General features: G+C 44.7%; 27 protein-coding genes, 1 tRNA gene and 1 pseudogene. 18 read left to right on the top strand and 11 right to left on the bottom strand.

Going from position 1 to position 23,667, the window contains the following annotated elements; genetic code table 11:
* Positions 1-48 precede the first annotated feature (48 nt).
* Positions 49-936 (bottom strand): LysR family transcriptional regulator, encoded by an 888-nt coding sequence (locus HPL003_RS24060; RefSeq protein WP_014282399.1) that lies wholly within the window; start codon positions 934-936, stop codon positions 49-51.
* Positions 937-1,055: 119 nt separating this feature from the next.
* Between HPL003_RS24060 and HPL003_RS24055 the strand changes: the two genes are divergently transcribed.
* Together HPL003_RS24055 and HPL003_RS24050 are read left to right on the top strand one after the other, a co-directional pair.
* Positions 1,056-2,117 (top strand): YeiH family protein, encoded by a 1,062-nt coding sequence (locus tag HPL003_RS24055; RefSeq protein WP_014282398.1) that lies wholly within the window; start codon positions 1,056-1,058, stop codon positions 2,115-2,117.
* Between the two features lie 392 nt (positions 2,118-2,509).
* The gene (locus HPL003_RS24050) at positions 2,510-2,773 is read left to right on the top strand and encodes a GH25 family lysozyme (RefSeq protein ID WP_014282397.1); all 264 of its coding nucleotides are present in this window, start codon (positions 2,510-2,512) and stop codon (positions 2,771-2,773) included.
* A gap of 73 nt (positions 2,774-2,846) precedes the next feature.
* Here the strand turns inward: HPL003_RS24050 and HPL003_RS24045 are convergent, their stop codons facing one another.
* Complete coding sequence (locus HPL003_RS24045) at positions 2,847-3,116, bottom strand: YuzF family protein (RefSeq protein ID WP_014282396.1); 270 nt, start codon at positions 3,114-3,116, stop codon at positions 2,847-2,849.
* 170 nt (positions 3,117-3,286) lie between these two features.
* On the opposite strand from HPL003_RS24045, the gene HPL003_RS30265 reads away from it, so the two are divergent.
* On the top strand, positions 3,287-3,409 hold the full coding sequence (locus tag HPL003_RS30265; RefSeq protein ID WP_014282395.1) for a hypothetical protein: 123 nt from the start codon (positions 3,287-3,289) through the stop codon (positions 3,407-3,409).
* Between the two features lie 200 nt (positions 3,410-3,609).
* Here the strand turns inward: HPL003_RS30265 and HPL003_RS24040 are convergent, their stop codons facing one another.
* Positions 3,610-3,852, bottom strand: coding sequence for an LSm family protein (locus HPL003_RS24040; protein ID WP_014282394.1), 243 nt, complete (start codon positions 3,850-3,852; stop codon positions 3,610-3,612).
* A 106-nt stretch (positions 3,853-3,958) separates the two neighbouring features.
* Entirely contained in the window at positions 3,959-4,624 is a 666-nt protein-coding gene (locus tag HPL003_RS24035; protein ID WP_014282393.1) for a cupin domain-containing protein, read from the bottom strand.
* A gap of 349 nt (positions 4,625-4,973) precedes the next feature.
* On the opposite strand from HPL003_RS24035, the gene HPL003_RS24030 reads away from it, so the two are divergent.
* The 3 genes from HPL003_RS24030 to HPL003_RS24020 all read left to right on the top strand — a co-directional run bounded on the left by HPL003_RS24030 (position 4,974) and on the right by HPL003_RS24020 (position 7,211).
* Positions 4,974-5,627, top strand: coding sequence for a cell wall hydrolase (locus HPL003_RS24030; RefSeq protein ID WP_014282392.1), 654 nt, complete (start codon positions 4,974-4,976; stop codon positions 5,625-5,627).
* A 192-nt stretch (positions 5,628-5,819) separates the two neighbouring features.
* The gene (locus tag HPL003_RS24025) at positions 5,820-6,170 is read left to right on the top strand and encodes a hypothetical protein (RefSeq protein ID WP_014282391.1); all 351 of its coding nucleotides are present in this window, start codon (positions 5,820-5,822) and stop codon (positions 6,168-6,170) included.
* Between the two features lie 54 nt (positions 6,171-6,224).
* Positions 6,225-7,211, top strand: a complete 987-nt coding sequence (locus HPL003_RS24020; RefSeq protein ID WP_014282390.1) for a ketoacyl-ACP synthase III — start codon at positions 6,225-6,227, stop codon at positions 7,209-7,211.
* Positions 7,212-7,282: 71 nt separating this feature from the next.
* Here the strand turns inward: HPL003_RS24020 and HPL003_RS24015 are convergent.
* Positions 7,283-7,450: pseudogene (locus tag HPL003_RS24015) on the bottom strand (excalibur calcium-binding domain-containing protein); the annotation flags it as partial.
* 350 nt (positions 7,451-7,800) lie between these two features.
* Here HPL003_RS24015 and HPL003_RS24010 point away from each other — a divergent pair.
* The 3 genes from HPL003_RS24010 to HPL003_RS24000 all read left to right on the top strand — a co-directional run bounded on the left by HPL003_RS24010 (position 7,801) and on the right by HPL003_RS24000 (position 9,959).
* Positions 7,801-8,343: a GNAT family N-acetyltransferase gene (locus HPL003_RS24010; RefSeq protein ID WP_014282388.1), complete on the top strand. Its 543-nt coding sequence runs from the start codon at positions 7,801-7,803 to the stop codon at positions 8,341-8,343.
* A 139-nt stretch (positions 8,344-8,482) separates the two neighbouring features.
* On the top strand, positions 8,483-9,586 hold the full coding sequence (locus HPL003_RS24005; RefSeq protein WP_014282387.1) for a glycerol dehydrogenase: 1,104 nt from the start codon (positions 8,483-8,485) through the stop codon (positions 9,584-9,586).
* A 157-nt stretch (positions 9,587-9,743) separates the two neighbouring features.
* On the top strand, positions 9,744-9,959 hold the full coding sequence (locus tag HPL003_RS24000; protein ID WP_014282386.1) for a hypothetical protein: 216 nt from the start codon (positions 9,744-9,746) through the stop codon (positions 9,957-9,959).
* Between the two features lie 73 nt (positions 9,960-10,032).
* On the opposite strand, the gene HPL003_RS23995 is transcribed toward HPL003_RS24000, so the two are convergent.
* Positions 10,033-11,064: a glycosyl hydrolase gene (locus HPL003_RS23995; protein ID WP_014282385.1), complete on the bottom strand. Its 1,032-nt coding sequence runs from the start codon at positions 11,062-11,064 to the stop codon at positions 10,033-10,035.
* A 441-nt stretch (positions 11,065-11,505) separates the two neighbouring features.
* Between HPL003_RS23995 and HPL003_RS23990 the strand changes: the two genes are divergently transcribed.
* The 3 genes from HPL003_RS23990 to HPL003_RS29325 all read left to right on the top strand — a co-directional run bounded on the left by HPL003_RS23990 (position 11,506) and on the right by HPL003_RS29325 (position 12,318).
* A complete protein-coding gene (locus tag HPL003_RS23990) occupies positions 11,506-11,688 on the top strand; it encodes a hypothetical protein (protein WP_014282383.1) in 183 nt (60 codons plus the stop codon).
* Between the two features lie 54 nt (positions 11,689-11,742).
* The gene (locus HPL003_RS23985) at positions 11,743-12,069 is read left to right on the top strand and encodes a YnfA family protein (RefSeq protein ID WP_014282382.1); all 327 of its coding nucleotides are present in this window, start codon (positions 11,743-11,745) and stop codon (positions 12,067-12,069) included.
* Positions 12,070-12,165: 96 nt separating this feature from the next.
* A complete protein-coding gene (locus HPL003_RS29325; protein WP_014282381.1) occupies positions 12,166-12,318 on the top strand; it encodes a hypothetical protein in 153 nt (50 codons plus the stop codon).
* 67 nt (positions 12,319-12,385) lie between these two features.
* Here HPL003_RS29325 and HPL003_RS23980 read toward each other — a convergent pair whose 3' ends face one another.
* Both HPL003_RS23980 and HPL003_RS23975 read right to left on the bottom strand, forming a co-directional pair.
* A complete protein-coding gene (locus HPL003_RS23980) occupies positions 12,386-12,577 on the bottom strand; it encodes a hypothetical protein (protein ID WP_014282380.1) in 192 nt (63 codons plus the stop codon).
* 130 nt (positions 12,578-12,707) lie between these two features.
* Positions 12,708-12,866, bottom strand: a complete 159-nt coding sequence (locus tag HPL003_RS23975) for a hypothetical protein (protein WP_007431130.1) — start codon at positions 12,864-12,866, stop codon at positions 12,708-12,710.
* Positions 12,867-13,112: 246 nt separating this feature from the next.
* On the opposite strand from HPL003_RS23975, the gene HPL003_RS23970 reads away from it, so the two are divergent.
* A tRNA-Leu gene (locus HPL003_RS23970) sits at positions 13,113-13,198 on the top strand.
* A gap of 431 nt (positions 13,199-13,629) precedes the next feature.
* On the opposite strand, the gene HPL003_RS23965 is transcribed toward HPL003_RS23970, so the two are convergent.
* Entirely contained in the window at positions 13,630-15,015 is a 1,386-nt protein-coding gene (locus tag HPL003_RS23965) for a PTS transporter subunit EIIC (protein WP_014282379.1), read from the bottom strand.
* A 259-nt stretch (positions 15,016-15,274) separates the two neighbouring features.
* On the opposite strand from HPL003_RS23965, the gene HPL003_RS23960 reads away from it, so the two are divergent.
* On the top strand, positions 15,275-16,474 hold the full coding sequence (locus HPL003_RS23960; RefSeq protein ID WP_014282378.1) for an enolase C-terminal domain-like protein: 1,200 nt from the start codon (positions 15,275-15,277) through the stop codon (positions 16,472-16,474).
* Between the two features lie 64 nt (positions 16,475-16,538).
* On the opposite strand, the gene HPL003_RS23955 is transcribed toward HPL003_RS23960, so the two are convergent.
* Positions 16,539-17,246 carry a GntR family transcriptional regulator gene (locus HPL003_RS23955; protein ID WP_014282377.1) on the bottom strand — a complete coding sequence of 236 codons (708 nt, stop codon included), beginning with the start codon at positions 17,244-17,246 and terminating at the stop codon, positions 16,539-16,541.
* A gap of 328 nt (positions 17,247-17,574) precedes the next feature.
* Here HPL003_RS23955 and HPL003_RS23950 point away from each other — a divergent pair, with 328 nt between their 5' ends.
* Entirely contained in the window at positions 17,575-19,638 is a 2,064-nt protein-coding gene (locus HPL003_RS23950; RefSeq protein ID WP_014282376.1) for a glycosyl hydrolase 115 family protein, read from the top strand.
* A 75-nt stretch (positions 19,639-19,713) separates the two neighbouring features.
* On the opposite strand, the gene HPL003_RS23945 is transcribed toward HPL003_RS23950, so the two are convergent.
* A complete protein-coding gene (locus HPL003_RS23945) occupies positions 19,714-20,925 on the bottom strand; it encodes an MFS transporter (protein WP_014282375.1) in 1,212 nt (403 codons plus the stop codon).
* A gap of 165 nt (positions 20,926-21,090) precedes the next feature.
* On the opposite strand from HPL003_RS23945, the gene HPL003_RS23940 reads away from it, so the two are divergent.
* From HPL003_RS23940 to HPL003_RS23930, 3 genes are all read left to right on the top strand, one after another.
* Positions 21,091-21,969, top strand: a complete 879-nt coding sequence (locus tag HPL003_RS23940) for a LysR family transcriptional regulator (RefSeq protein WP_043922492.1) — start codon at positions 21,091-21,093, stop codon at positions 21,967-21,969.
* A gap of 95 nt (positions 21,970-22,064) precedes the next feature.
* Positions 22,065-22,724 carry an S-layer homology domain-containing protein gene (locus HPL003_RS23935; protein WP_014282373.1) on the top strand — a complete coding sequence of 220 codons (660 nt, stop codon included), beginning with the start codon at positions 22,065-22,067 and terminating at the stop codon, positions 22,722-22,724.
* 274 nt (positions 22,725-22,998) lie between these two features.
* Positions 22,999-23,667, top strand: coding sequence for a uracil-DNA glycosylase (locus HPL003_RS23930; RefSeq protein WP_014282372.1), 669 nt, complete (start codon positions 22,999-23,001; stop codon positions 23,665-23,667).

Below are 23,667 nucleotides of genomic sequence, written 5' to 3'. Positions count from 1 at the left end.
GAATGTGTTAAAGCACCTTAATTGGTGCTTTTTCTGTTGCTCTGTACTTCACCTTTTCACGTTATAACCTCGCAAAATCTCTAAAAAAACGGTGGACGCTTTAGTTTCAAATACCGCAGAAGGGGTCAGAAAAGAGAATTTCCGAACGACCGGGAGGCCGCTTATATCCAACACTTTTAAAGTGCCCAAGGTGAGTTCCTTTTGAATCGTCCACTGTGACAGCAAAGAAATGCCCAAGCCTGCTTCTACAGATTCTTTGATAATCTGGGTGCTGCCAAAATCCATAATATGAGCAGGGGCAAACTGAAATCGTGCAAACATCTTTTCCGCCGCTTCCCGGGTTCCTGAGCCTTCTTCGCGCAGAATCCATATGTCCTCTTGTAGCTCACTTAAACCCACTTGAGATTTACCAGCCAAACGATGATGATGTGGAACGACGATATACATTTCATCTTCTGCAAACGGTTCGATATACAAATGGTCATGCTGAAATTCTCCTTCAATAATCCCCACATCCAATTGATTGCGGATCACCAATCTTTCAATTTCCTGAGTGTTGCCGATGCTAATGGAGGGCTGAATGAGTGGATATTGACTTCTCATTTGCGCAATCACATGAGGAAGTACGTACTCTCCGTAAGTGTAGCTTGCGCCAATGGACAGATTGCCTTTTGCCGTATTCATCAACTCGTCCACCAAATACTGCATTCGGGTGTGGAGGCGGATAATTTCCTGGGCATGATGATACACAATTTCACCAGCTTTGGTTAAACGCACATATTTATTACTTCGCTCCAAAAGCCGGGCTCCCATGGTACGCTCCAGCGTTTGAATGTATTGACTTACGGCAGGCTGGGTCATGTGTAACTCTTCGGCTGTTCTTGTGAAGTTTTGTTTCTCCGCTACCATAACAAATACGATTAAAGATTGATCCAAAGCCAACTCCTCCATTTTTCATCATATCAATTTACTTATGGATATCATTATAATGATTTATTTTTCTTATGACAAAATACATATTAAGCTTTATGAAGACAGAATTGGAGGTATTCACCATGAGCAGTCACATAAAGCGCATGAAATGTTCACTAAGTTCCGCTTTATCACAAAAGCATTCCCCACACTCTAACAGGGATCGCTTTATCCAGCGTATCTTAGGCATTGTACTGACCATGATATTTGCATTCGTGGGGTATGGTCTGAACGAAATACCTGGCTTTCATTATGTAGGCCCTTTGGCTTGCGCGATGTTTCTCGCTGTCTTATACCGACAGCTATGGGGATATCCCGAAGCTTTACGCTCAGGGATTGAGTTTTCGGCTAAAAAATTGCTGAGAGGGGCTATCGTATTATACGGACTAAAGCTCAATATGGATGTTGTTATTCATCATGGTATGGGCTTGCTCCTGCGTGATGTGGGTACCGTCGTATTTTCCATCCTGTTTACGATGTGGCTGGCCAAGCGCTTTAAGGCAGATGCTTCGCTCTCGCTTCTTCTCGGTATTGGGACAGGTGTCTGCGGGGCGGCTGCGATTGCGGCTGTTTCTCCCCTGTTGAAATCCAAGGATGAGGATACGGCTATAGGAGTAGGGCTCATTGCTTTGGTCGGAACTGTATTTGCCATTTTGTTTACTGTCCTTCGATCGTGGCTTTCTTTGACGGATATGCAATATGGAATATGGTCAGGCATCAGCCTGCATGAAATTGCACATGTGGCCTTAGCTGCCGAACCTGCCGGACAGGATGCCCTCGCGATTGGCTTACTAGCCAAGCTGGGCCGTGTCTTTTTACTCATACCGCTTAGCTTTATGCTAATGTACTGGATGAAGCGAACCGGAAAGATCGGCTCGGATGCGAAAATGGAGTTCCCCTGGTTTCTCATTGGATTTGTCATAACAAGTTTGATCGGTAGCTATGTTTTGGGAAAATATATCGTAGTTCCTTCTAGTCTGATGAATGGAGTTTCTCACATCACCACATTTATGCTAACGATGGCAATGGTAGGCATGGGGCTGAATGTGAGCTTTAAGACCTTGCGGGAGAAAGCGGTGCTTCCCTTACTTGTGCTGTCTATCACTTCGGTCATTCTTATAGGCTTAACATTTTTAACGGTGTGAAAGAGAATAATATCCAATCCTTTGTGCCTACGTACTGAAATAGTTAGTACAACAAAAAAAGTCTCTGCTCGCTATGTAGCTGGTAGAGACTTTTTAGTGCTGTAAATGATAAACTTGAGATATGCGATGACTTATCCGTAACTTTTACATAATTAATGGCGTCTATCAAAATGGCAGGCTCTGAGGATAATAGATTGCACGATTTTCATAAGTGAAAATTTATAGAATGGTAGGGTACATAATGAAGAAAATTTGTTTTTTGGCTTTTTTATTTCTGTTTTTATGGGTATTTCCAGGGGAAACTCACGCCACGTCTTCAAGTTCGCATATTGAGCTGGATGGTAAAGATATAAGTGCTTCGAAGGGAACTCAGATCCAGGAAATAAAGGGTAATGTGCTGGTTCCACTTCGTCATCGTGTATACGGGCAATGTTTTTGCTTCCAAGTTTGATCCTACATTTTCTATGTATAAACTGTGGGTAGCCAGATACAGCACTACTCAAAAGCCGACTGCAGTTCCAGCCTGGAACAACTGGTGGGCCTGGCAGTACAGTAGCACAGGCAGTGTTCCGGGTATCCCTGGTAATGTGGATTTGAATGAATTCAATGGAACGATAGATGAACTCCGTTCTTCGCTGGCAGGAGATATTGAATAGCAGAAGCTTGTGACGACCGTAAATCCTCGCGAATCCGGTATAGGATCGGCGAGGATTTTTGGCGTCTAATCGTCTAGCTGGGCATGATCCATACGATTTCGCAGATCCGGACAAAGAATTTCTTTCCGTATACATCCAAAATGACATGATCAGGTTTACAGTCCACTACACATCCGTCAATTCTGCCGCGTGTGGTCTCCAGTACAACATATTTGCCAATGACCGATTTTAATGTTTCTACCACATACGGGTCTACAGGGCTTACCATGATATGATGCGGGGTATGGTGGTGATGGGGAAAAGGTTGATTCGTACTGTAATTGAGCGCTTGATTCGGATTCAATTGCTTCACTCCTTCAGGATTAATTGTGATATCTTATGCTCCTGCCCAGAAAGGGTGTAGGCGGATGCCCAGTCAACGGAGAGAATCATTTCATTGCTGATAAGCCCGGTCCATAGGAAACCTCAATACATAAGCTATGATGTACCTTGAATTGAAGGAGGAACTTATCCATGGGTGAATGCGAAAGAGGTTGTGGCGGTCAAGTTGGAGGCTACGGTGGTTGGACATCGACAGGGGCTATCCTGGTACTGTTCATTCTGTTGGTCATCATCACCAAGTCTTTATGGATCTAAATTGAAATGAGCAAATTAAACCCCTCATCGGTGGATAACCGGTGGGGGGTTTAATTGTTTTAGGGGATTGAAGTAACTTGCTTGTATTGTAAAACACCTCAAATAGCAGCTACCACTCCCTGACGGATGAGTGTCGGGGTTGGTAGTTGTCATAAGAGGTGTCATGGTTTGGTAGACAGGGTTTAATGGGTGCAGTGGACTTAAATTAAAGCAATCGCTAACAGGGTGAACAGGCTCAAGGTTAAGATTTGATTGCCATATCCATATCCATATCCATAGCCAGGATAAAAAGCAGACGTTTGAACACGCCCGTTTGATTCTGTTTTTAAGTACACGTTATTGCGGTCCACCTTCACGATGGTGCCTTCGTGCTGTTGCCCGTCCCTTGTCAAAACACGTACTCTTCTGTTCATACAGCCCAAGCAGTTGTAATAAGCGTCCATTCAATCACCCCCTCTTATAATTAGCATTTTATGAGAGGAATGATGTAACGGTAACGGCTAATATACAGGGAGAGGGCATTCCCGCGGATTTATGATCTTATCAGGGCTAGGTCCATTCATGGTAAGGGTTAAAGGAGAAGCCGGGATATCCGTCTGTGTGGGCATAGGTTCTTTCCGGGGCGGCCTGCGGGGAAGTATCGGCAAGTCTCACATGTATTCCGGGTTTTTTGGCCTGCTGGTGCTTGCAGTCATTGGGCGGACCGATCATCACAGGCTTTTTGATAGGAGCGAGCGCTTCCTGAATATTGTTCTCATTCAGGCAGTAGGTATGAGCCAGAATATTGCTTGGCGTTAACCTCAAAATATCGGAGCCAAGAATGAATTCAGGAATGGGGGCATTAAAAATCGCTAACAAATGAGTATCATCCATTGTGGCGACCTCGTAGTGCCACCATCCCTGGGGAACATTAACCACCTGACCAGGCGTGATCGGAAAATGCCGCAACTCGCGGGTAAACGGGTTAATCAGTGACACGGTCACTGCACCAGAGATGCAGTATACCAGTTCTGAAGCATTTTGGTGGTAGTGAGGCTCTATGACGTTGGCTGTGCTCAAGCGAATATCCAGCAGTGATATATTTACTAACGTATTCAATTGCTGGACCGAAAGCTCGTTGAATGAGTTTTGAGCATCCTTTTGGAACAAAACATTGTCTTTTAAATCATAAGTAAATTGTACGGAGGGAGAGGTGTAATCCATATATGAATCCACGCGTCGTTCCTACCTTTCTGCTATTCAAAATTTGATGATCGTACAGCTACCCTATGCATCCGCCCAATGTTGTGTGCAAGGATAGGGGAACTCGTCAGTCCGCTAAGGCTGGCGTTTATTTGTATGCGCAGTCATAGGACCAGAGCCGGATGATACGTAAATGCGGCTTGTGGTATACTGCAACGGACGTGTGAGAGCATCTTTGTCCGATTCCGTATGTAGCAACGCGTCAATTCCGCAGCTAGGCATAAGCTATAGCAATAGAAACTTCATCGGATAAACGCCCCTGAGTTGTACAGGCCGGAATGGTTGTACCGGACAGAACATGAAAGAGGAGGTTGTCTGAAGTATGAAAAAATTATCTATGTTAATCTTGTCCTGTGCATGTATGCTGGGTGCTGTGTTGTCGGTTACGCCAGGACAAGTACAAGCGCAATCGTCAACGCTGACGAAAGGGGTTCAGAGTGAGCAAGTGCTGGAGCTTCAACAGCAGCTTCATTCGCTCGGTTATTTTAAAGCCGGTTTTACCGGGTATTACGGCTCCTTGACCAGTAAAGCGGTTGCCCGTTTCCAACGGGACTACGGCCTTACGCCCGACGGTGTAGCCGGAGCGACAACGCAAGCCAAGCTGGATTCCTTCGGGAAGGTGCGTTTAACCGCCCTGGAGCAGCTGGCCCGGATTATTTATGCTGAGGCACGCGGGGAATCTTTTCAAGGTCAGGTGGCCGTGGGAGCGGTCGTATTAAACCGTGTGCAGTCCAATCAATTTCCAAGCTCGATTCCGGACGTTATTTTGCAGCCAGGCCAGTTCACCGCTGTACAGGATGGTCAATACCGCCTGAAACCGAACAAGACCGCGTATCGTGCGGCGAGACAGGCTCTTAATGGTGCTGATCCGACGAACGGATCCCTGTTTTATTACAATCCGGCCATTGCCACAGCCAAGTGGAGCAAGAGCCGTCCAGCTGTCATCTCACTCGGCCGCCATACGTTTACAAATTAATTCAACATAAGAACACGTCACTCGTCAACCGCCAGTTGCTTCCTGTAGTCAGGAGCAGTGGCGGCTTTTTTTGCACATTCACAAACTTGTAATATATTAGTGGCTATTTATCTATTTTAATATTAAAATTTCTACATATTTTTCCGATAATCTTAATATACAAAAATATGAAATCAAAGGAGTCTTACTGAAATGAGTCAAAATACTTACAGCATTGAAGTGGATCAAACCATTAAGACGGTACATATGGCGGTGAATGGTGTGTTTAGCCAGGCTGAGTATGATCGTTTTGTCAAGGAATATGTATCTAAGACATCCTCCATTCAGGCATCCAGCTTTACGCTCCAAGTAGACTGCACCCAAATGGCACTGCTGGGGCCGGGAGAAGTAGAAAAACTGAAGGGTTCTTTTGTACGGTATAAAGAAACCGGGTTTGCCAAAGTGATTTTTGTTATCAGCCTTCAACAAACGATTATTAAAATGCAACTCGGTCGTATAGCACGTGAAGCGGGATTAAACAACGTAGATATCGTCGTACACTAATGTTCTGATGCGGTGACAGACTGCGAGATGGATGTGCAAGGGGGGAACCTGCTGATGAGCCGTATTAAAATTAAAACATTGGGTGTATATCATCCGCCCCGTTCGGTAGATAACGAATATTATATCCGTCATTTTGATGAACAGGGCAAAGATATTCGGCGCTTCATGGAGCATATGGGCAGGAAGAAGCGTTACATTATTGATAGCCCGGATGAGAACGGTTTGACGATGGGGATCGCAGCTGCGAAGAAAGCGCTGGATCAAGCTCAAATGACAGGCCGTGACGTGGACATGATCGTGTTCTCCTCTCAAGTTCCTGAGTCGCTGTTTCCGATGAATGCACTGTTTGTTCACCAAGCGATCGAGGCCAGACATGACGTGGCTGTGATGGATTCTAATGCAAATTGTGCAGGGATGACAGTAGCTATTGATCAAGCTAGTCGAGCGATGCTGGCCAATCCCGATGTGAGGACGGCGCTTATTATCGGTTCGGATTATAACTCGCTCATTTCTGGCCCCGAGGATGAAATTACTTATGCAAACTATGGGGATGCTGCGTGTGCGGCTATTTTGGAGCGTACAGAAGAGGATACTGGCTTTATTGATTCCATGTATTTTACGGACCCGGTCAATATAGATAAAATTTTGTATCCGGCTCAGGGATTGGCGGCAACACTGCAAAGGAATACACCTGGAAAATATATTCAATGGCTTCCGTTCGATGCCAATATGGCATTGCCCCCCACATTTGATCTGCTCAAGCGAATTTTAAAGAAGAACGGACTGGCTCCTCAGGATGTACGGGCCTATTGTCTGTCGCAGTTTTCGCTGGCAAATGTGTTGAAGATTCAAGACCACTTGAAGCTGGAGGACGCCCAAATGATCTATGTGGGTGATCGTTATGGCTACACGGGTACCAGTAGCCCGTTCATTGCCTTGTATGAAGGGATTGAATCCGGTCGAATCCGGCGCGGTGATTATGTGCTGTTCTGGACAATTGGAGCCGGATATCAGTTGGTTGCTATGCTGTTTAAATATTAAGGAATATGAAAAAGACCTTGCGGCCGCAGGGTCTTTTTGTGCATGTGTACCCATTCAAATGTAATGAGAGATTATTTTTCGCAGGCAATTCCGTCATGATCACGGTCGAGTGCTGAGCGATAGCCGGGATCACCTTTGTAGAGAGGTGCCTTACCTGCCTTTTTAACAGCTGTACAGTTTTTGTAATAGACGGAACTTTGCGTAGCTGATTTATGGTTTTTTTTTGATTTTTTGGCCTCTACGGTGGGGGCGAATTGAAAAGAAACGCTGAATACTAGAGCCGATGCCAGTGCGATGGAGACGATTTTGGATTGTTTGTTCATCCTTACTCTTCCTTTCTGTTCATGACTATAGTCCCGGTCCTTTATACAAATATGTAGGGGATTAGACTGATTATAGTCTATCAGAATCAGGAATATTTTTCTATAAAAAAGGATGAATAGATAGTTTATAGTTAATTGTTTGTGTTTTGTCCGATTGTTTTGTAAAGTTTATACATTGAATTCTTGAGGAGGCTTATATTGCGGACGTCTAATAGCATAATAGCTAGAGCGAAAATGGGACAACACAAAACAGGGGATGAAGAGTCATGACAATCGAAAATTTATTTTATGGGGATCGGATTAAACTATCCGCAGTCAGGGAAGAAGATGCCGAAACGATGTTCAAATGGGGAGAGGACGCGGAGTACCTGCGAAATGTGGATACGGACCTGGCACTTCCTTATACGCTGAAGCAAATGGAAGCGGAAGGTTCACCCAGTTCGAACGAAGTCTATTTCCGGTTGAGAACGTTGGAAGATGATGTCCTGATCGGATTTGTTGCCATTCACGGGATTGAGTGGAATAATCGGATCGGCCAGTTGGCGATTGGTATAGGCAATACGGACTACCGTGGGAAGGGATACGGGGCAGAAGCGGTGCGTCTCATTCTTCGTTATGCTTTTTACGAATTAAATTTGAATCGGGTCGGTCTGGATGTTATTGAGTACAATGAACAGGCCATTCGGACCTATGAAAAGGCGGGTTTCCAGCATGAGGGCAGGGTTCGTTCGGCTGTTCTTCGTGATGGGAACAGTTATGACCGTATTATGATGGGGATGCTGTATTCCGAATGGAATGAAAGCGTTTAAGCTTGAGGGATACACATTTTGTTCATAAAATATTCCATAAACAGTCTTTTAACAGGGTCAAAAGAGGTCTATAGTTAAGTTGTCACATACTGAGATACATAGTGTTTTCGGTGTGAGTCAAAGCTGAGGAGGAATTTACATGTCAAACGTTGTAAGGTCCGTTACTTCACCCAAGAAATTTATTTCTGGCCAGAATCTGCTCTCGTCGTTAAATGACTACATTAAAGATTATGGCGATAAAGCCTTTGTTATTTGCGATGAGTTTATACTTGAAAGGGCCCAAAAGGAGGCCGGTGCTTCCATTGAAGCGGCTGGCAATCAGGCGATTTTCGAGAAATTCCAATATGAATGTACTAAAGAAGAAATTGAGCGTAACCGGGAGTTGGTGCGCAAGCATGGCGCTAACATCATTATAGGAATAGGCGGCGGGAAAACGCTGGATACCGCTAAGGCAACGGCTTACTATGAAAAGCTGCCTGTCGTTATTTTCCCGACGATTGCTTCTACGGATGCACCTTGTACAGCCCTTGCGGTTATCTACAAGAAAGATGGCTCCTTTGATGAATATTTGTTCCTGCCAACCAATCCCGACGTTGTACTCGCAGATACGGGTATTCTGGCAGCGGCGCCTGCACGTTTCTTCGCAGCTGGCATCGGCGATGCCCTGGCTACTTATTTTGAAGCGCGAGCTTGTTATCAGTCCAATGGGGACAATCTGGTGCTGAACAAACCTTCCACCACAGGGTTGGGGCTTGCCCGTCTCTGTTATGATACGTTGCTGGAAAATGCCGTGAAAGCCAAGCTTGCGGTGGATCGTAAAGTATATACTCGCGCGGTGGAAGATACCATTGAAGCGACAATTTATCTGAGTGGTGTTGGTGCGGAATCAGGCGGTTTGGCAGCAGCGCATGCGATTCATAATGGCATGACGGCTGTTCCTTCACTGCATAAAGCACAGCATGGCGAGAAGGTTACATTCGGCTTGCTAACTCAGCTCGTGCTGGAAAATGCACCGAAAGAAGAACTGGAAACGGTCATCAAACTGGTTAAGGACGTAGGTCTTCCATTGACGCTTCGTGATCTGGGTGTAGAGGAGTTTGTCGAGGCTGAATGGCGTCAAGTAGCTGAGGCTGCTTGTGCATCGAATGACACGATGGTCAATATGCCGTTTCCGGTCAGTCCTGCTGACGTGTACAACGCCATCATTGCGGCGAATGCGATTGCAGAATCCTATCAAGGATAGTTTTTTCCTAAAGAGCGAAAATATCTTTTGCAAAAATGGGTCTGTCATATTACTGGCAGGCCCGTTTGGTTTAAACGCGGACTTATATCATATCTTATTCTGACCGATATACATGTAACAGATGAAATTAGGAATGGTTACAGCAGGAGGAGATTTGATGTTGGTACATGGTAGAGCACGAAGAGGCAGTTTGTACATCCATATGTCCAGCGGTTTTCACAAAATTGGAGATTTTCGGGAAGAATATTCAGTAGCGCCGGGAGATCGACTGATGTCGAGACTGACCAAGCGGATCTATACCATTGTATCTGTGCATCTTGGTGAAGAGGCGTATGCCGATATTGATCTGGAAGAAGTGATTAGAAATAGTTAAGCGCTTGGCTTGGTTAGACTCAAAAAAGCTCCAATTTCACTCATAGAGCGAGATTGAAGCTTTTTTTGTTATTTCAGCGCAGGGCCTCGTTGAGAAGGTCCCGTGTGATAATATTATTTTGATTCATAAATGTTCTGATCGCTGCTTGCGAATTGGTTGTGGATAGTTCTTTTCCCCATGTCATGGCATAAGCCCAGGCGGGTTGATTTTTTAGCACACTGGCGCTCGGCAGAATATTGCTTTCTCCAATTCCAATCGGTTTGCCTTGTGCAAGCTTGAGCAGTCCGGTGTAATAAGAGGCTTTGTAATCATTGTTGTAAATGTCAGCTGCGAGGATATCCACTCTGTTTATGCCTGGAAAAGTCCCATTGTACGGTGTGCTGTATGCGTTCGGTGCATTCGGACTCCATACCCATAACAGATTATCTAGATGATGAACATTAACGAATCGGTCATACATCACATTCCACAGATTGACGTAGTTTTGTTTGTTCCCCCACCAGAACCAGTTGCCGTTCATTTCATGATAAGGTCTCCACAAAACAGGTACATCTGCATCCCGCAAGATTTTGAGGGAGAGTGCAACCTCATCAATATCGGCAATCAACTGTCGGTATTGCGGGGTACCTGGTGTGATGTAGCGATTAAATTCCGCCTGACTGAGCTTGGTTTGCACGTTCTTCCACGTTTTCGGTTTACCTGGTAACGCCTGATGGAAGGTGATAGCTACAATCCCTCCATACTGGCTCCACTGGATAGCACTGTCCACAACACGCTGCCGTTGCTCTTGTAAGGTTGCGTGGGACTGATTGGCTAATCCTCCAAACTCATAGCCATGGAGTCCTGCATATTGTCCGCTGATTTGTTGTAGCTTGTTATTTTGTTCATCCGGTGCCTCCAAATAATCATGCTGCCCGGAAATTAGCGTACCCTCCGGCATATTGGAAAGGTAGGTGAGTAGTTGCCTGGCTTTGGCAGAGGCCTGGGGATTAACAGGCGGAGCAGCATCAGCTATAATGAACGATTGCTGAGAGACACTGAATAGTAAAACAAGTAGTAGCAGTAGCACCCTTTGCAACCAAAAGCGTATTGAATGAGATTTCATGGCGCTCCTCCTTTGATGACATCATGATGAATGGCTGCTTGAAATAAAAACATGCCCATTAACATTAAAGTAGCTAAAAAGATTGGGGACATAGGTATCCTCCTCCTAATTACAATCAGATTATGCAGGTTGTAACCGGGATGCGGATTCATGGATGTGAATTCAATATAGTTAGGTATGTTTGTACTCTCGTTACGATCATAATTAAGTTGACTAAATTATACCATAACTACCGTCCTGCAATGAAAGGTGTCAAAATACCTACTCTACCTTGATTCGCCAACATACGCTATATTCAGTAAAATATTGACACATAGTTGTACAATTCATAAATATGCAGGTCCAGTGGGAAATTTACAGTAAGCATGAATATAAAATCAACGCGAAATCAGCGGGAAATTTTGGTATCATTAAGGTGGAGTTGATAAGGAGGCCATTCACATGAATGAAGATAACCGACCGTTTTCTAGCCCAGTAGATGCTGAAGGAGCCAAAGCGAATTTTGATGCGAACCAGCGGAAGCTTCACTCTGAGGGAGCCTCTGGCTTATGGCGTCAGGTCGGCAATCTGCTTATTCTGGTTGGTGTGATTGCGTTGATTATTATTTTAGGTCGAGTGCTTTAAGGCTGGCATCTGAGAAATGAAGCCGAGAAGATTAACAGAATAGGATGTGAAATGGTGTTAAAGGCAGCGTTACTTTTTATTTTGGCTGGCATCGCTGAAATTGGGGGAGGATATCTGATCTGGCAGTGGCTGCGTGAAGGGAAGACATGGTATGTCGGACTTTGCGGCGGGGTGATTTTGGCTGTCTACGGAGTCATTGCGACCTTCCAGGTCTTCTCCTCCTTTGGGCGTGTGTATGCAGCATACGGAGGTGTCTTTATTGTCCTTTCCATTGCATGGGGATGGTGGATTGATAAAAAGGCACCTGATTTGTATGATATCGTGGGTGGCTTGATTTGTTTGGTCGGAATAGCCGTAATACTTTTTCCCCGATCTGGATGATAGGACGAAAAACCCTTTTTTATTTTTAAAAAACATGACTATTGATCTACATAAATAAGCTTCATATTCCGAAATAGAACTTAAGGAGGGGGTTCTATGAACTGGAATCAAATGAAGCTTAGATTAAAACTAGGGAAAGCTTTGCCGAAGACTGAAGGTAATTTCTCTGTAGGTATTGTGTGTGGGCTTGTCATTAGCACTATGCTGTGGATTTCGATTATTGGCTGGATTATGCTTATTTTCAATTGATTTTACAAAATCACTGTACATTCGTAGACTCATTATATATGGATCACTAGGTCTGTCTCCCTATACTTTATTTTGTAAAATCGTTCCGCAGCTTATCGATTCCATGGCCTACGGCTTCATCGATCATGTCGGTAGCAGCAGGTGTATTGGCATCGGCGTCAGGAATACGATTAAATCCCGGCTCGCGCTTGTCCAGGGATTGTTTGTGTTCGATTTGATCGTCAGTACGCTTCTTTTCTTCGGAGTTATTTTCTCTCATAGTGCATCACAAGCTCCTTTATAAATAAATTCAGATTCTACACTTTACATAAACGCCAACGTTCTGGACTAAATGTTGATAAAAATAAAACCGGGAAGGAATTGCATCCCGCCCGGCACTTCCCAAACAACTAGCGACGCCCAATCAGATCGATCGCTCCCAGAACAACATGAGCCAGTCCGAAACCGAGAATGCCTGTAGCTGCAAGTTTGTACCTACTGCTTAGCAACGCAGCGCCTGAAGCCGATACTACCGTTCCAAGAACAGCTGGAATCATACCTTCACGCATTCGTAACACCCCTTCTGGTAGTTTGGAAAGACGTTTATTAGTGTAATTCAAATGAGCTAAAGTTATTCAAACAGATTATTTTATTAATTTTGAAAAAAACACTTTACAATGTGATGAAATTGTCGTATTATATGTTGGTGCCCAATAAAACGGTATTTCATAGCGAGAACCATTTTGTACATAAGCTGGATGTTTCTCCGATACTTATAAGAAAAGTAAGTATGAAAATAGCGTTCCTAAATTTATGCCGGGGTGGCGGAATTGGCAGACGCACAGGACTTAAAATCCTGCGGTAGGTGACTACCGTACCGGTTCGATCCCGGTCCTCGGCATCACAACGTTTTATCACGATCACATCAACGTTAAATGTACGAAAATAACGAGAGATCCTATGTGTATCTGTAACGGAGCATTCCGCAGGTACACAGGATCAACAAAGCGCCTCACCGTTACTATACGGAGAGGCGCTTTGTTTTGGTCAGATTACGGAGTATTAATCCGAACGCGGGCAACGGGACCGATTGGCGACAATTATTTAATAACCAACTCGTTACTGTAAAGGAACAAAAGACAGAGGGCCAGCAGTTCGGTCGATGTTGATGTGCTGACTGTGATATTAGCTGCACCTCGCACGGATCCCCCCAATAATCATTAACTGAAGGGCCTGACAACACTTATTCAGTAGGCCAGGCTCCACTCATTATCTCAGATACTTTTAAATGATTCATTGAGTTTGAAAAAGCTTGGAAGCCATGACAAACGATTATTTGAGCTGCGTAGGTTCATTTGCTTTCGCAACATCCACTTTGCTTAGAAACAGATAGCAAATTGTAAAGGAGAGTGCGACAGCAATGATCATTCCAGAAATGGCATAGATAAAGTAAGGCCCAAAGTAAGCGGGAATGCTAAATATACTGGATAACACATACCCATACAATCGGACACCGAAAAAGCTGATAAAAGCCGAAGCGACTGAACTTGCGATGATGGCGGCTAGAAAAGCTTTTTTGTATTTAGCCAGTACACCGAATAAAGCGGGTTCAGTAATTCCCAAAAGACCGGAGACGGCGGCTGAAACAATAATAGATTTTTCTTTAGGTGTGTTTACCTTGTAATATACTGCAAATGTTGCGCCTACGATTGAAAAGTTAGCCATACACATCATAGGCATTAGCATATCGTAACCTTGTGTTGCAAAATTCTGCAAAGCAATCGGAGTCATTGCATGATGCATGCCAGTAAAGACAGCCAAAGGTCGAATCGCACCAACAACAACGCCAGCAAGGATGGGAGAGATACCGAATAAGCCTTGAACAAGCCAAGCCAAGCCATTACCTAGGTGAATACCAATGGGACCGATAACGGATAATGCTAGGAAGCCCGAAATAAACAAGGTTAACGTTGGCGTAACTACGGTTTTTAACACTTCTGGCATAAACCTGTTAACGATTTTATGAATATAGCTCATCGCCCATACGGCAAAGATAATCGGGATTACTGTACCGGTGTAGTTAAACACTGGGATAGGTATAAAGCTTAAAAACTGAAACGAGGAAAGTTCCCCGGCCTTGGCCGCATCCACCATCGTTGGAAACATAATGGTAGCAGCGATTGCTATCGCTAAATATTCATTGGTTTTGAAAATTTTAGCCGCCGAGGCTGCCAAGAAAAACGGTAAAAACGTAAATACTCCGCTCGCCATCATGTTAATGATCTGAATGGTTTCGCTTTGATCCGAGATGATATGGAGGGCGGTCAGCCCTGCGATAAGTCCCTTGATCAATCCTGCCCCAGCAATAGCTGGAACGATAGGCCCAAACACGCCGGATACAATATTCATAAAGAGTGTAACAAACCCCTTCTTTTTTTCAGCGCTTGCCTCCTCTTCCTTTTGAACATCCGTTAACTTTAATTCACTGGCCAAAATATTATAATATTCTGCGACTTTAGGACCAAGAATGATTTGGAATTGGTCATTATTAAACTGCGCGCCCAAAACCGGGTCCAATTCCTTTATTTTCTCTATGTCCACTTTGCTTGTATCTTTTAAATCAAATCTGAGTCTGGTCATGCAATGCCAAGCGTTTTGAATATTGCTTTCTCCTCCGACCCCGTAAATCATGTCTTGCACCGCTTTCACTTTGTTCATTAAAAATTCTCCTGTCCTTGGAATATAAAGTATTGGTTCCGTTTACATTCTGAATGGTATCACAAAGGTCTGTCGAATAAAAGCAGTCCAAAATAGGCTTTGTTTCATGAAAAAACCTTGATGTAGAAGGTTTTTTTAAACTTTTATTGAGAAATTGGACTGGTTTATTTTGATAATCCGACAATTTACCCAGCCAAATTGATTCTGCATTTCAAACATGTTTCAATAAACCTAGAAATTCTTAGAAAAGAGGAGACATATGAACCCTTCCATCATCACTAATGTGGAATGTTTTGTGCTTAAACCTGATCGACACAATCTGGTGGTCGTCAGAGTAACTACAGATAATAAAATTACCGGGTGTGGCTGCGCCACTTTTCAGCAGCGCCCAAAAGCCGTTCAACTCATCGTCGAGGAGTACCTTAAACCTATATTGATCGGAAGAGACGCCAACAATATTGAGGACTTATGGCATATGATGATGGTTAACTCTTATTGGCGTAATGGCCCCGTACTGAATAACGCTATTTCTGGGGTGGATATGGCTTTGTGGGACATTAAGGGTAAAATTGCCGGCATGCCCTTGTACCAGTTGTTTGGAGGCAAATCGAGGGATGCGATACCTGCATATACTCATGCAGTTGCAGACAACATCGAGGATTTGTACCGAGAGATTGATGGTATTCTTGAGCAAGGATATAAACATATCCGGTGCCAACTTGGCTTCTATGGAGGGAATCCTTCGCACTTGCACGCTCCAGATTACCCTACCAAGGGGTCCTATTATGACCAAGACGAATATATGCGAACAACCACCAAGATGTTTGCTCTATTAAGGTCAAAATATAATGACCAGTTTCATATCCTGCATGACGTGCATGAACGACTTTTCCCGAATCAAGCCGTACAGTTTGCAAAAGACCTCGAATGCTATAAACCGTACTTTGTTGAGGACATTTTACCGCCGGATCAAAATGAATGGTTAAGTCAGATACGTTCCCAAACTTCAACTGCAATAGCCACCGGGGAACTGTTCAATAATCCTTTAGAATGGAGAAGCCTTATTGTCAACAGGCAGATTGATTTTATTCGCTGCCATGTATCTCAAATTGGAGGGATTACGCCTGCTCTTAAGCTCGGAGCCTTATGTGAGACATTCGGAGTTAGAATTGCTTGGCATACACCGTCAGACATTACTCCTATTGGAATCGCCGTTAACACTCATCTTAATATTCACCTACACAGTGCCGCGATCCAAGAGAATATTCCGATTAAGGAGAACACACGCAGCATCTTTACGCCCATCATAGACGCTAAAGACGGATACATTTACCCTCTTGAGCTACCGGGTATCGGTGTGGAATTCAATGAAGAACAGGCGAAAAATTATCCGGTGGAATATAGAATGCACGAATGGACGCAGGCGAGATTGCCAGATGGAACACTTATGACCCCTTAAAACAAAAATACTCCAGCATATAGGGACCTTATGCTGGAGAAGCTGCCTGTTTAGGTGAATGCTTCTATAAATTTCTTCTTTTGTGATGCTCATTATTGAAGGCTGTCAAATACGTACATTTATAGTCAATGGCTACGATTTCGCTTATTTCAAAAATAATCCCATTGTTAAGAATGCCACGGCTTGATATTTTCATCGCTGGGCTCTTTCTCTTTTGCTGCAAGAGCATAGCCTGTTCTTTATTAAGGGCGATCGCCTCATAGGTATTTAGGTAATGCGAAATCGTATATTTATGTTTTTTCACATAGGATTGAATGGAGTGTTCGGCATCCGTGTGCGTAAGGATTGGAAATAAAATAACAGGTAATCTGGACAACTCCAACTGCATCGTTTGATAGTTAACGATTCTTAGACGTTGATATACCCATACCTCGTCGCTGCTTGTTATACCAAAAATCTGCTGATCCTCGGGAGTAGCGGGTTGCTTTTGCAACTCGATTACTTTGGATTTTATGTTGGAGTATGGATTCTCAGTTAAAGAGTTATAGATGAGCGGACTGGTCTGAATATTCTTTCCTATGAAGATGCCTGATCCCTGAACGACTTTAACCAAGCCCATATATTTTAATTTTTTGATTGATTCATGAATGGTGTATCGTGAAACATTATACTGCTTTGCGAGTTCTCTTTCTGTCGGCAGCTTCCAGTCAGGATAATGATTTTGATAGATTTTGCTCAATAAATCGTGAATAACAAATTCCCTTTTGTTCACTAATAAGCCCCCTAGTCGTTGGTTCATTGATAGTTTTATCATACTGTTATTGAAGCTATTATCAAGTGATCATATTAATTATGAGATAGAGGTAGGAGGAAGGTTAGTGTTCCGAATGGCCAGGACCATGCCAAACCTGTATATAACGTGAGAGGTAACACATCTTCATGTCCCGTTGAAGCACAGGCTATAATGAAAATGTAATCATAGTCTGATCTTATTATATGATGGAGCAATATCCGCAATAGTATAGACTATCTAAGTATGTCACCAGCCTATACAATAAAGGGAAGAAGAGTCTTCATCATTGAATAGGAGATGACAATACATGAAGCCCTGTGAACCTTTGATCATTTCAAATGCAAGCGGATACAATTTTCGAGCTGTCGGAAGTGTGCCGATTGCCCACGCTTGGAGAATGATTGTGCGAGATCATAAGCATGTGTTTGGCAGAGAGCCGTTACAAACAGAAGATGAGGTCGCAATCATTATTCGTTATGCGCGGGAAGAGGATAATTGCCCACAGTGGCCAGAGGGCTACTGCCTGCGTTTTGTTGCTGGTGAGAAGGGAACGATACTACATATCATTGGCCGTGATGAGTTGGGGATCATTTATGGGCTGCTTTATTACAGTCGCTTCGTTCTGGGTGTGGAGCCATTCTGGTTCTGGGCGGAACTCTTTCCGACCAGGCGGGATGTTATAGTCCTGCCAAGCCAGGATTATGATAGTGTACCTCCCAAGGTTCGCTATCGGGGCTGGTTCGTCAATGATGAGGTATGCCTGATTGGCTGGAAGGAAGATTATCCGCCGACGGAACAGGTGTGGGAGCCTGTTTTTGAAGCATTACTACGCTGCGGTGGCAACATGGTAATTCCGGGAACGGATTTACCGCGTACAGGTATCCATCATAAGCTTGCATCCGAAATGGGATTATGGATTACTCACCATCATGCCGAGCCGCTGGGTGCGGAGATGTTTTTGCGCGTTTTTCCGGGTAAACAGGCCAGCTACAAAGAGCATCCCGAATTGTTTGAACAGCTATGGCAAGAAGCGATTGAACGGCAAAAGGGAGAGAAAATTGTATGGGTATTGTCTTTTCGTGGGCAGGGAGACAAGCCTTTTTGGGAAAATGATCCTTCCTTTAATACGCCGGAGAAACGTGGACAATTAATATCGTATGTGGTTCGCAAGCAGCACAGTATGATCTGCGAATTTGTGGAGCAACCCGTTTGCAGTATGGCGATGTATGGCGAGATTGCCGAGTTATACAAACAGGGTCACATTGAAGTCCCTGATGGGGTGATTAAAATATGGGCGGACAATGGTTATGGTAAAATGGTATCCCGGCGCCATGGGAATCTCAACCATCGTATACCCGCATTGCCCGAGGCGGAGGATGAAGGCAAGAACGGTGTATATTATCATGTGACCTTCCACGACTTGCAGGCGTCGAACCATCTTACGCAATTTCCCTCCTCAGCCGAGCTGATTGTGGACGAATTAACGGCAGCATTTGCCGCAGGAGCAGACGAGTATCTGCTGGTCAATTCAGGTAATATTTTGCCACATTTATATACTCTGGATTTGGCAGCAAATTTATGGACGTATGGTAACGTGGATGCTGAACAGCAGCTTACTGACTTTATCGGGCGGTTGTACAGTCGTCAGCATCGAGAGATTTTCCAATTATACCGGGATTATTCCCGTTGTACTATTGTTTATGGCCCGTATAAGGATGATCAGGCGGGGGAGGAATTCTATCACCATCCGGCGCGGCAAATGATGGGCTTTTGGCTGCAAGGCAAAGAAGGCTATGATGAACGGCTGTGCTGGGCTACTGGAGAGAGACCTTTTCCTGAGCAGGTACGCTGGTTCAAGGAAAAAGCCGAATCGGCAATCCCCGGCTGGGTTGAACTGCGAGAGCGGTGCCTGCGAATTATGAAGCAATTGCCTGAAGATGAATGTCACAGGCTATATAATCAGCTTCTTGTGCAGCTTGAATTGCATCTGAGCGGCTCCCGTGGGCTGGCCAAGATCTGCATTGCTTACGGGTTATTTCTTGAAAGAGACTATCCACGAGCATTTATACAAGCTTCACATGCAGTTTGGAGCTACCAGACGGGTAAAGAAGCGCTCTCGCTCGCAGAGACTGGAAGATGGGAGCATTTCTACCGGGCGGATTGGTTAACTAATCTCGATAACACCATTTCTCATGCGGACACAGTGCGGAGATTTCTCCGGATTCAGGAAGATAGTCCCGATATGTTTCTGTGGTACAAACAATATGTAATGCCGGAAACCGAGAAACATATCTATCTGGAGAATACGCATCGCAGGCCGCTACCCGATGATGAATTGGCACGCTGCTTGGAGAAGGTGCTATTCTCATGATGCAACTCTCAAGATACACCACCTGCTGAGCTCTAAACAAATTTTTTCCTTCCATATCGTTTCTTGAGTTTAGGTCTACTCATATCTTCTTGTAGAAAACCCGTGTTCCTTGGCAACCCATGAAACGACGAAGGCAAGAAGCATAAGAATAAGCAATGTCCACGGGAAAGAGCGAACCCCAAGCGTCTCTAAAAGAATTCCGCCAAGCAAGCCGCCCCCGCCAATGGCCAAATTCCAAGCGGTTACAAGCATAGACTGAGCTACATCTGCGCTCTCGCCTGCCGCTTCGGCCAATGCGGTCTGTAATAAGGTAGCGGCACCGCCGAAGGTCAGTCCCCACAGGGCAACACTTAAATACACGATAGCAGGTTGGTGACTTCCGATTCCTAGTGCCACAGCAGTTACAGCAAAGCCAAGGGTACTCATAAGTACCAATATACGCAGCCAGCGGTCAATCAATGCACCGATCAATCCAATCCCAGCAACCGAAGTGATCCCGAAAATAAGCAGCACCACATCCGTTTGGGAGGCCAGTCCAGCCTGACTCAAATAAGGCGCGATATAGGTGTACAGAATATTATGCGCCAGCACCCAAACCAAAACGACAAGTAAAATAGGACGTACACCGGCAATCGTGAAAACCTTACTCAGCCGGAGGCGCTGGTGGGTAGCCTGACCGGGAAAATCCGGAAGTTTCCAGAGTACCCAGACGACTAAAACTACTGCGAGAAAGGACATGGTACCAAAAACCGTTCTCCAGCCAACAAGCGCACCGAGGAACGTTCCTAACGGGACGCCCAGAGCAAGAGCCAGCGGGGTTCCTGACATGGCGACAGCCATGGCGCGTCCTTTTAATGCATCCGGCACCATTCGTCGGGCATAGCCAGCAAGCATCCCCCATAACACACCAGCGGCTACGCCTGCAAGGAAACGGGCAGCCAGCGTCAACATATAGTAAGAAGACAGCGCCGTAATGGTGTTAAACACGAGAAAGCCAATGATACAGAGCAATAATAAAGGCCGTCGTCGCCAGCCCCGTGTTGCGGCAGTCAACGGGATTGCGGCAGCGAGCGAACCAAGAGCATACAACGTGACCAATTGGCCGGCCAAAGCTTCCGATATTCCCAGTCCAGTGCTGATTTGTGGCAATAGACCAGCGGGAAGCGTTTCGGTGAGAATACAAATAAATCCGGTCATAGCAAGCGCCAGCAACCCGCCCCATGGAAGTCCTTTAGATGAAGCTGTATCTCTGGTAATTTGTTCGGTAAAATTCAGATTTGAATTCATATTCCAATCCCCTTCTAGTCAAGCATTACATCATCAAAATGTAGCTTAGAGTCATTACATCTGCTCATAAGGAGCAGGAGTTGTTTTTTATCATAAGGTATGTTTTGATATAACTGAAATACTATTATTTCATAGAGGGAATAACCGTACGGTTATGATGGGTGTATGTCTGTGAATATGAATCATCTCGAAGTGTTTATGAAGGTTGCGGAGAAAATGAATATGACGGAGGCTGCCAAAGCGCTGTTTATTTCCCAGCCTGCGGTTAGCAAGGCTTTGATCCAGTTAGAAAATACCTTGCAGATAAAATTGTTTATTCGCGACAAGCAGAATGGACTTGTACTAACCGAAGTAGGAAAAGAAATGCTGAGTCTGGCCAGACAAATGAAGGAGATCGAACATAAAATGGTTCAGCTTGCGTGTCAGGAGAATAAGCTTTTGCGCGGTAAAGTGAAAATAGGCTCCTTCCCGGCGGCCTCTACGAACTTGCTTCCAGAAGCGATCTGCTTATTCCGCTCCCAATATCCCGAAGTCACCATTGAACTGATGGAAGGAAACTCGAATCAAATCAAACAATGGGTGGAGGATCGCACTGTTGAAATTGGAATAGTAGCTTCTCCTTTCGATCATTATGACGTCCATATTCTTGAACACGATTCCATGGTTGCCATCATACCGGAGAATCATCCATTGCAAGCAGAGCATGAAGTTTCTCTGGAACAGAACAGGAATGACCTTATCTTCTGTAAAGGAGGACATGAATCTGCTGTATTAAACACCTTGCATGAGCAGCAAATTCCTTTCCAGGAGAGTTTCACGGTCCAAACGGCTGAAACCTTAGTCCACATGGTCCAAAAAAAGCTGGGTATCGGCATTATATCGAAGTTTACGCTTTCCTCGGTGTCCCATTCACTCATCGTTAAAGAGATCATTCCCGAGATTAGGCGGGATATCGGAATTATCGCGCATTCTTTTGATGAAGCGACCCCGGCAGCCCGTGAGTTTGTGAAGGCATTGAGTCAGTTATATCGTTCGAATGAGTAACTAATAAGATCGCTTGCAACCTTTCCAACCTGTACTGCGTCAAAGAGGTTGTTAATGGCCAGGCGGCCTAATTCAACTACAAGGTGGAACTTGACATGAACATGAGAAAAAGCGCATTCGCAGCCATGACCACAGTATCGCTTCTTTCCTTCTCTTTTGGAGGTCAAATGTTTGCGGCTGGCAATCAGTTCAAGGATTTGGACAGCGTAAACGGTAAAGACAAAATCATCTCCCTTCAAACTCAGGGTTTGCTCAAAGGGGTCTCTGATACGCAGTTTCTCCCCGCCTCTAAAGTAACTGCTGCCCAAGGCATTCGGTTGATTTCCGGCGGATTTCAACTCAGTTTGGCCGCTATTGACTTTAATAAGGCGCCACAGGCCAGTGGGCTGTTCGCAAATGTTAAGGATACCGCATGGTATGCCGATGCCTTTGTCAACGCGCATTATAATGGCGTAGAGATTCCCAAAGATATCGTTCCCTCAAAAACGCTGACCAAGGAAGAGTTCACCCATATGCTGATTCAGGGCATGGAAAAAGCAGGTAGCCTGCCGATGATCAAAATTGCCCCTGTGTCGATTGCCGATGATAGCAAGTTGGAGCCTTCGTATCAAGGCAGCATTCAGCGTTCGCTGATATACAAGGTCAATACCTTGGATGCAAGTAAAAAGTTTAATCCAAAAAGCGAGATTACACGTGCGGAAGCAGCCGTTATGTTGTATAACGCGCTAGAATATCTAAAAGCTCATAAGGCTTAACCGAATATTCTGAGCCAACCTTTAGATTTTTACGAGGTATTGTATGGATTTGGGCTTACAGTTACTTGACACCATTATCGTTAATGCTATAATAAGGAAATCGAATTTAGATCAACGGTAGCTGATTATCGTATGGTTTCTATCCTGGTCCTTCGGCATGTAACACAGGTAACGAATAAATAAGCTGGCTCCGGATGAGGGAGACCAGCTTATTTTTTTGTGAATAAAACGTTTAAACATTTCGGGACCCATATATCGAGAGGAGACGGGAGTTATGTTTGGTAATGATTGGGATGAAGTTTTACGAGAAGAGGTAGAAAAGCCTTATTTCAATGAATTGAGGTATACATTAGCACGCGAATACAAGATACATAAAGTCTACCCTCCAAAGGAAGATTTGTTTTCCGCACTCAAATTGACACCATATCATCTTACCAAAGCGGTTATATTGGGACAGGACCCCTATCATGGAGAGGGACAAGCCCACGGCTTGAGTTTTTCCGTAAGACCAGATGTGCGTACACCGCCGTCTCTGCAAAATATATATAAAGAGTTGCGTGATGATATCGGTACTCCCATTCCCAATCAGGGCTACCTTGTTCCTTGGGCAGAGCAGGGAGTGCTGCTGCTGAACAATGTGCTGACCGTGCGTGAAGGACAACCACAATCTCATCAGGGAATAGGCTGGGAACGTTTCACGGATGCCGTTATTGAGGCGATTAATGAACGTGAGCAGCCGGCAGTGTTCATTTTGTGGGGAAGCCATGCCCAGAAAAAAGCAAGCTTCGTGAATACGAACAAGCATTTGGTGTTGAAATCAAGCCATCCTAGTCCTTTGGCGGCTCATAGGGGCTTTTTCGGCAGCAAGCCTTTTTCGCAAACCAATGCATTTTTGCTGGAGCATGGAATGGAACCGATTCGGTGGGAGATCCCTAACCGCTAG

The organism is Paenibacillus terrae HPL-003, from assembly GCF_000235585.1.
Classification (GTDB): domain Bacteria; phylum Bacillota; class Bacilli; order Paenibacillales; family Paenibacillaceae; genus Paenibacillus; species Paenibacillus terrae_B.
This window is presented reverse-complemented; position numbering and strand designations above follow the sequence as displayed.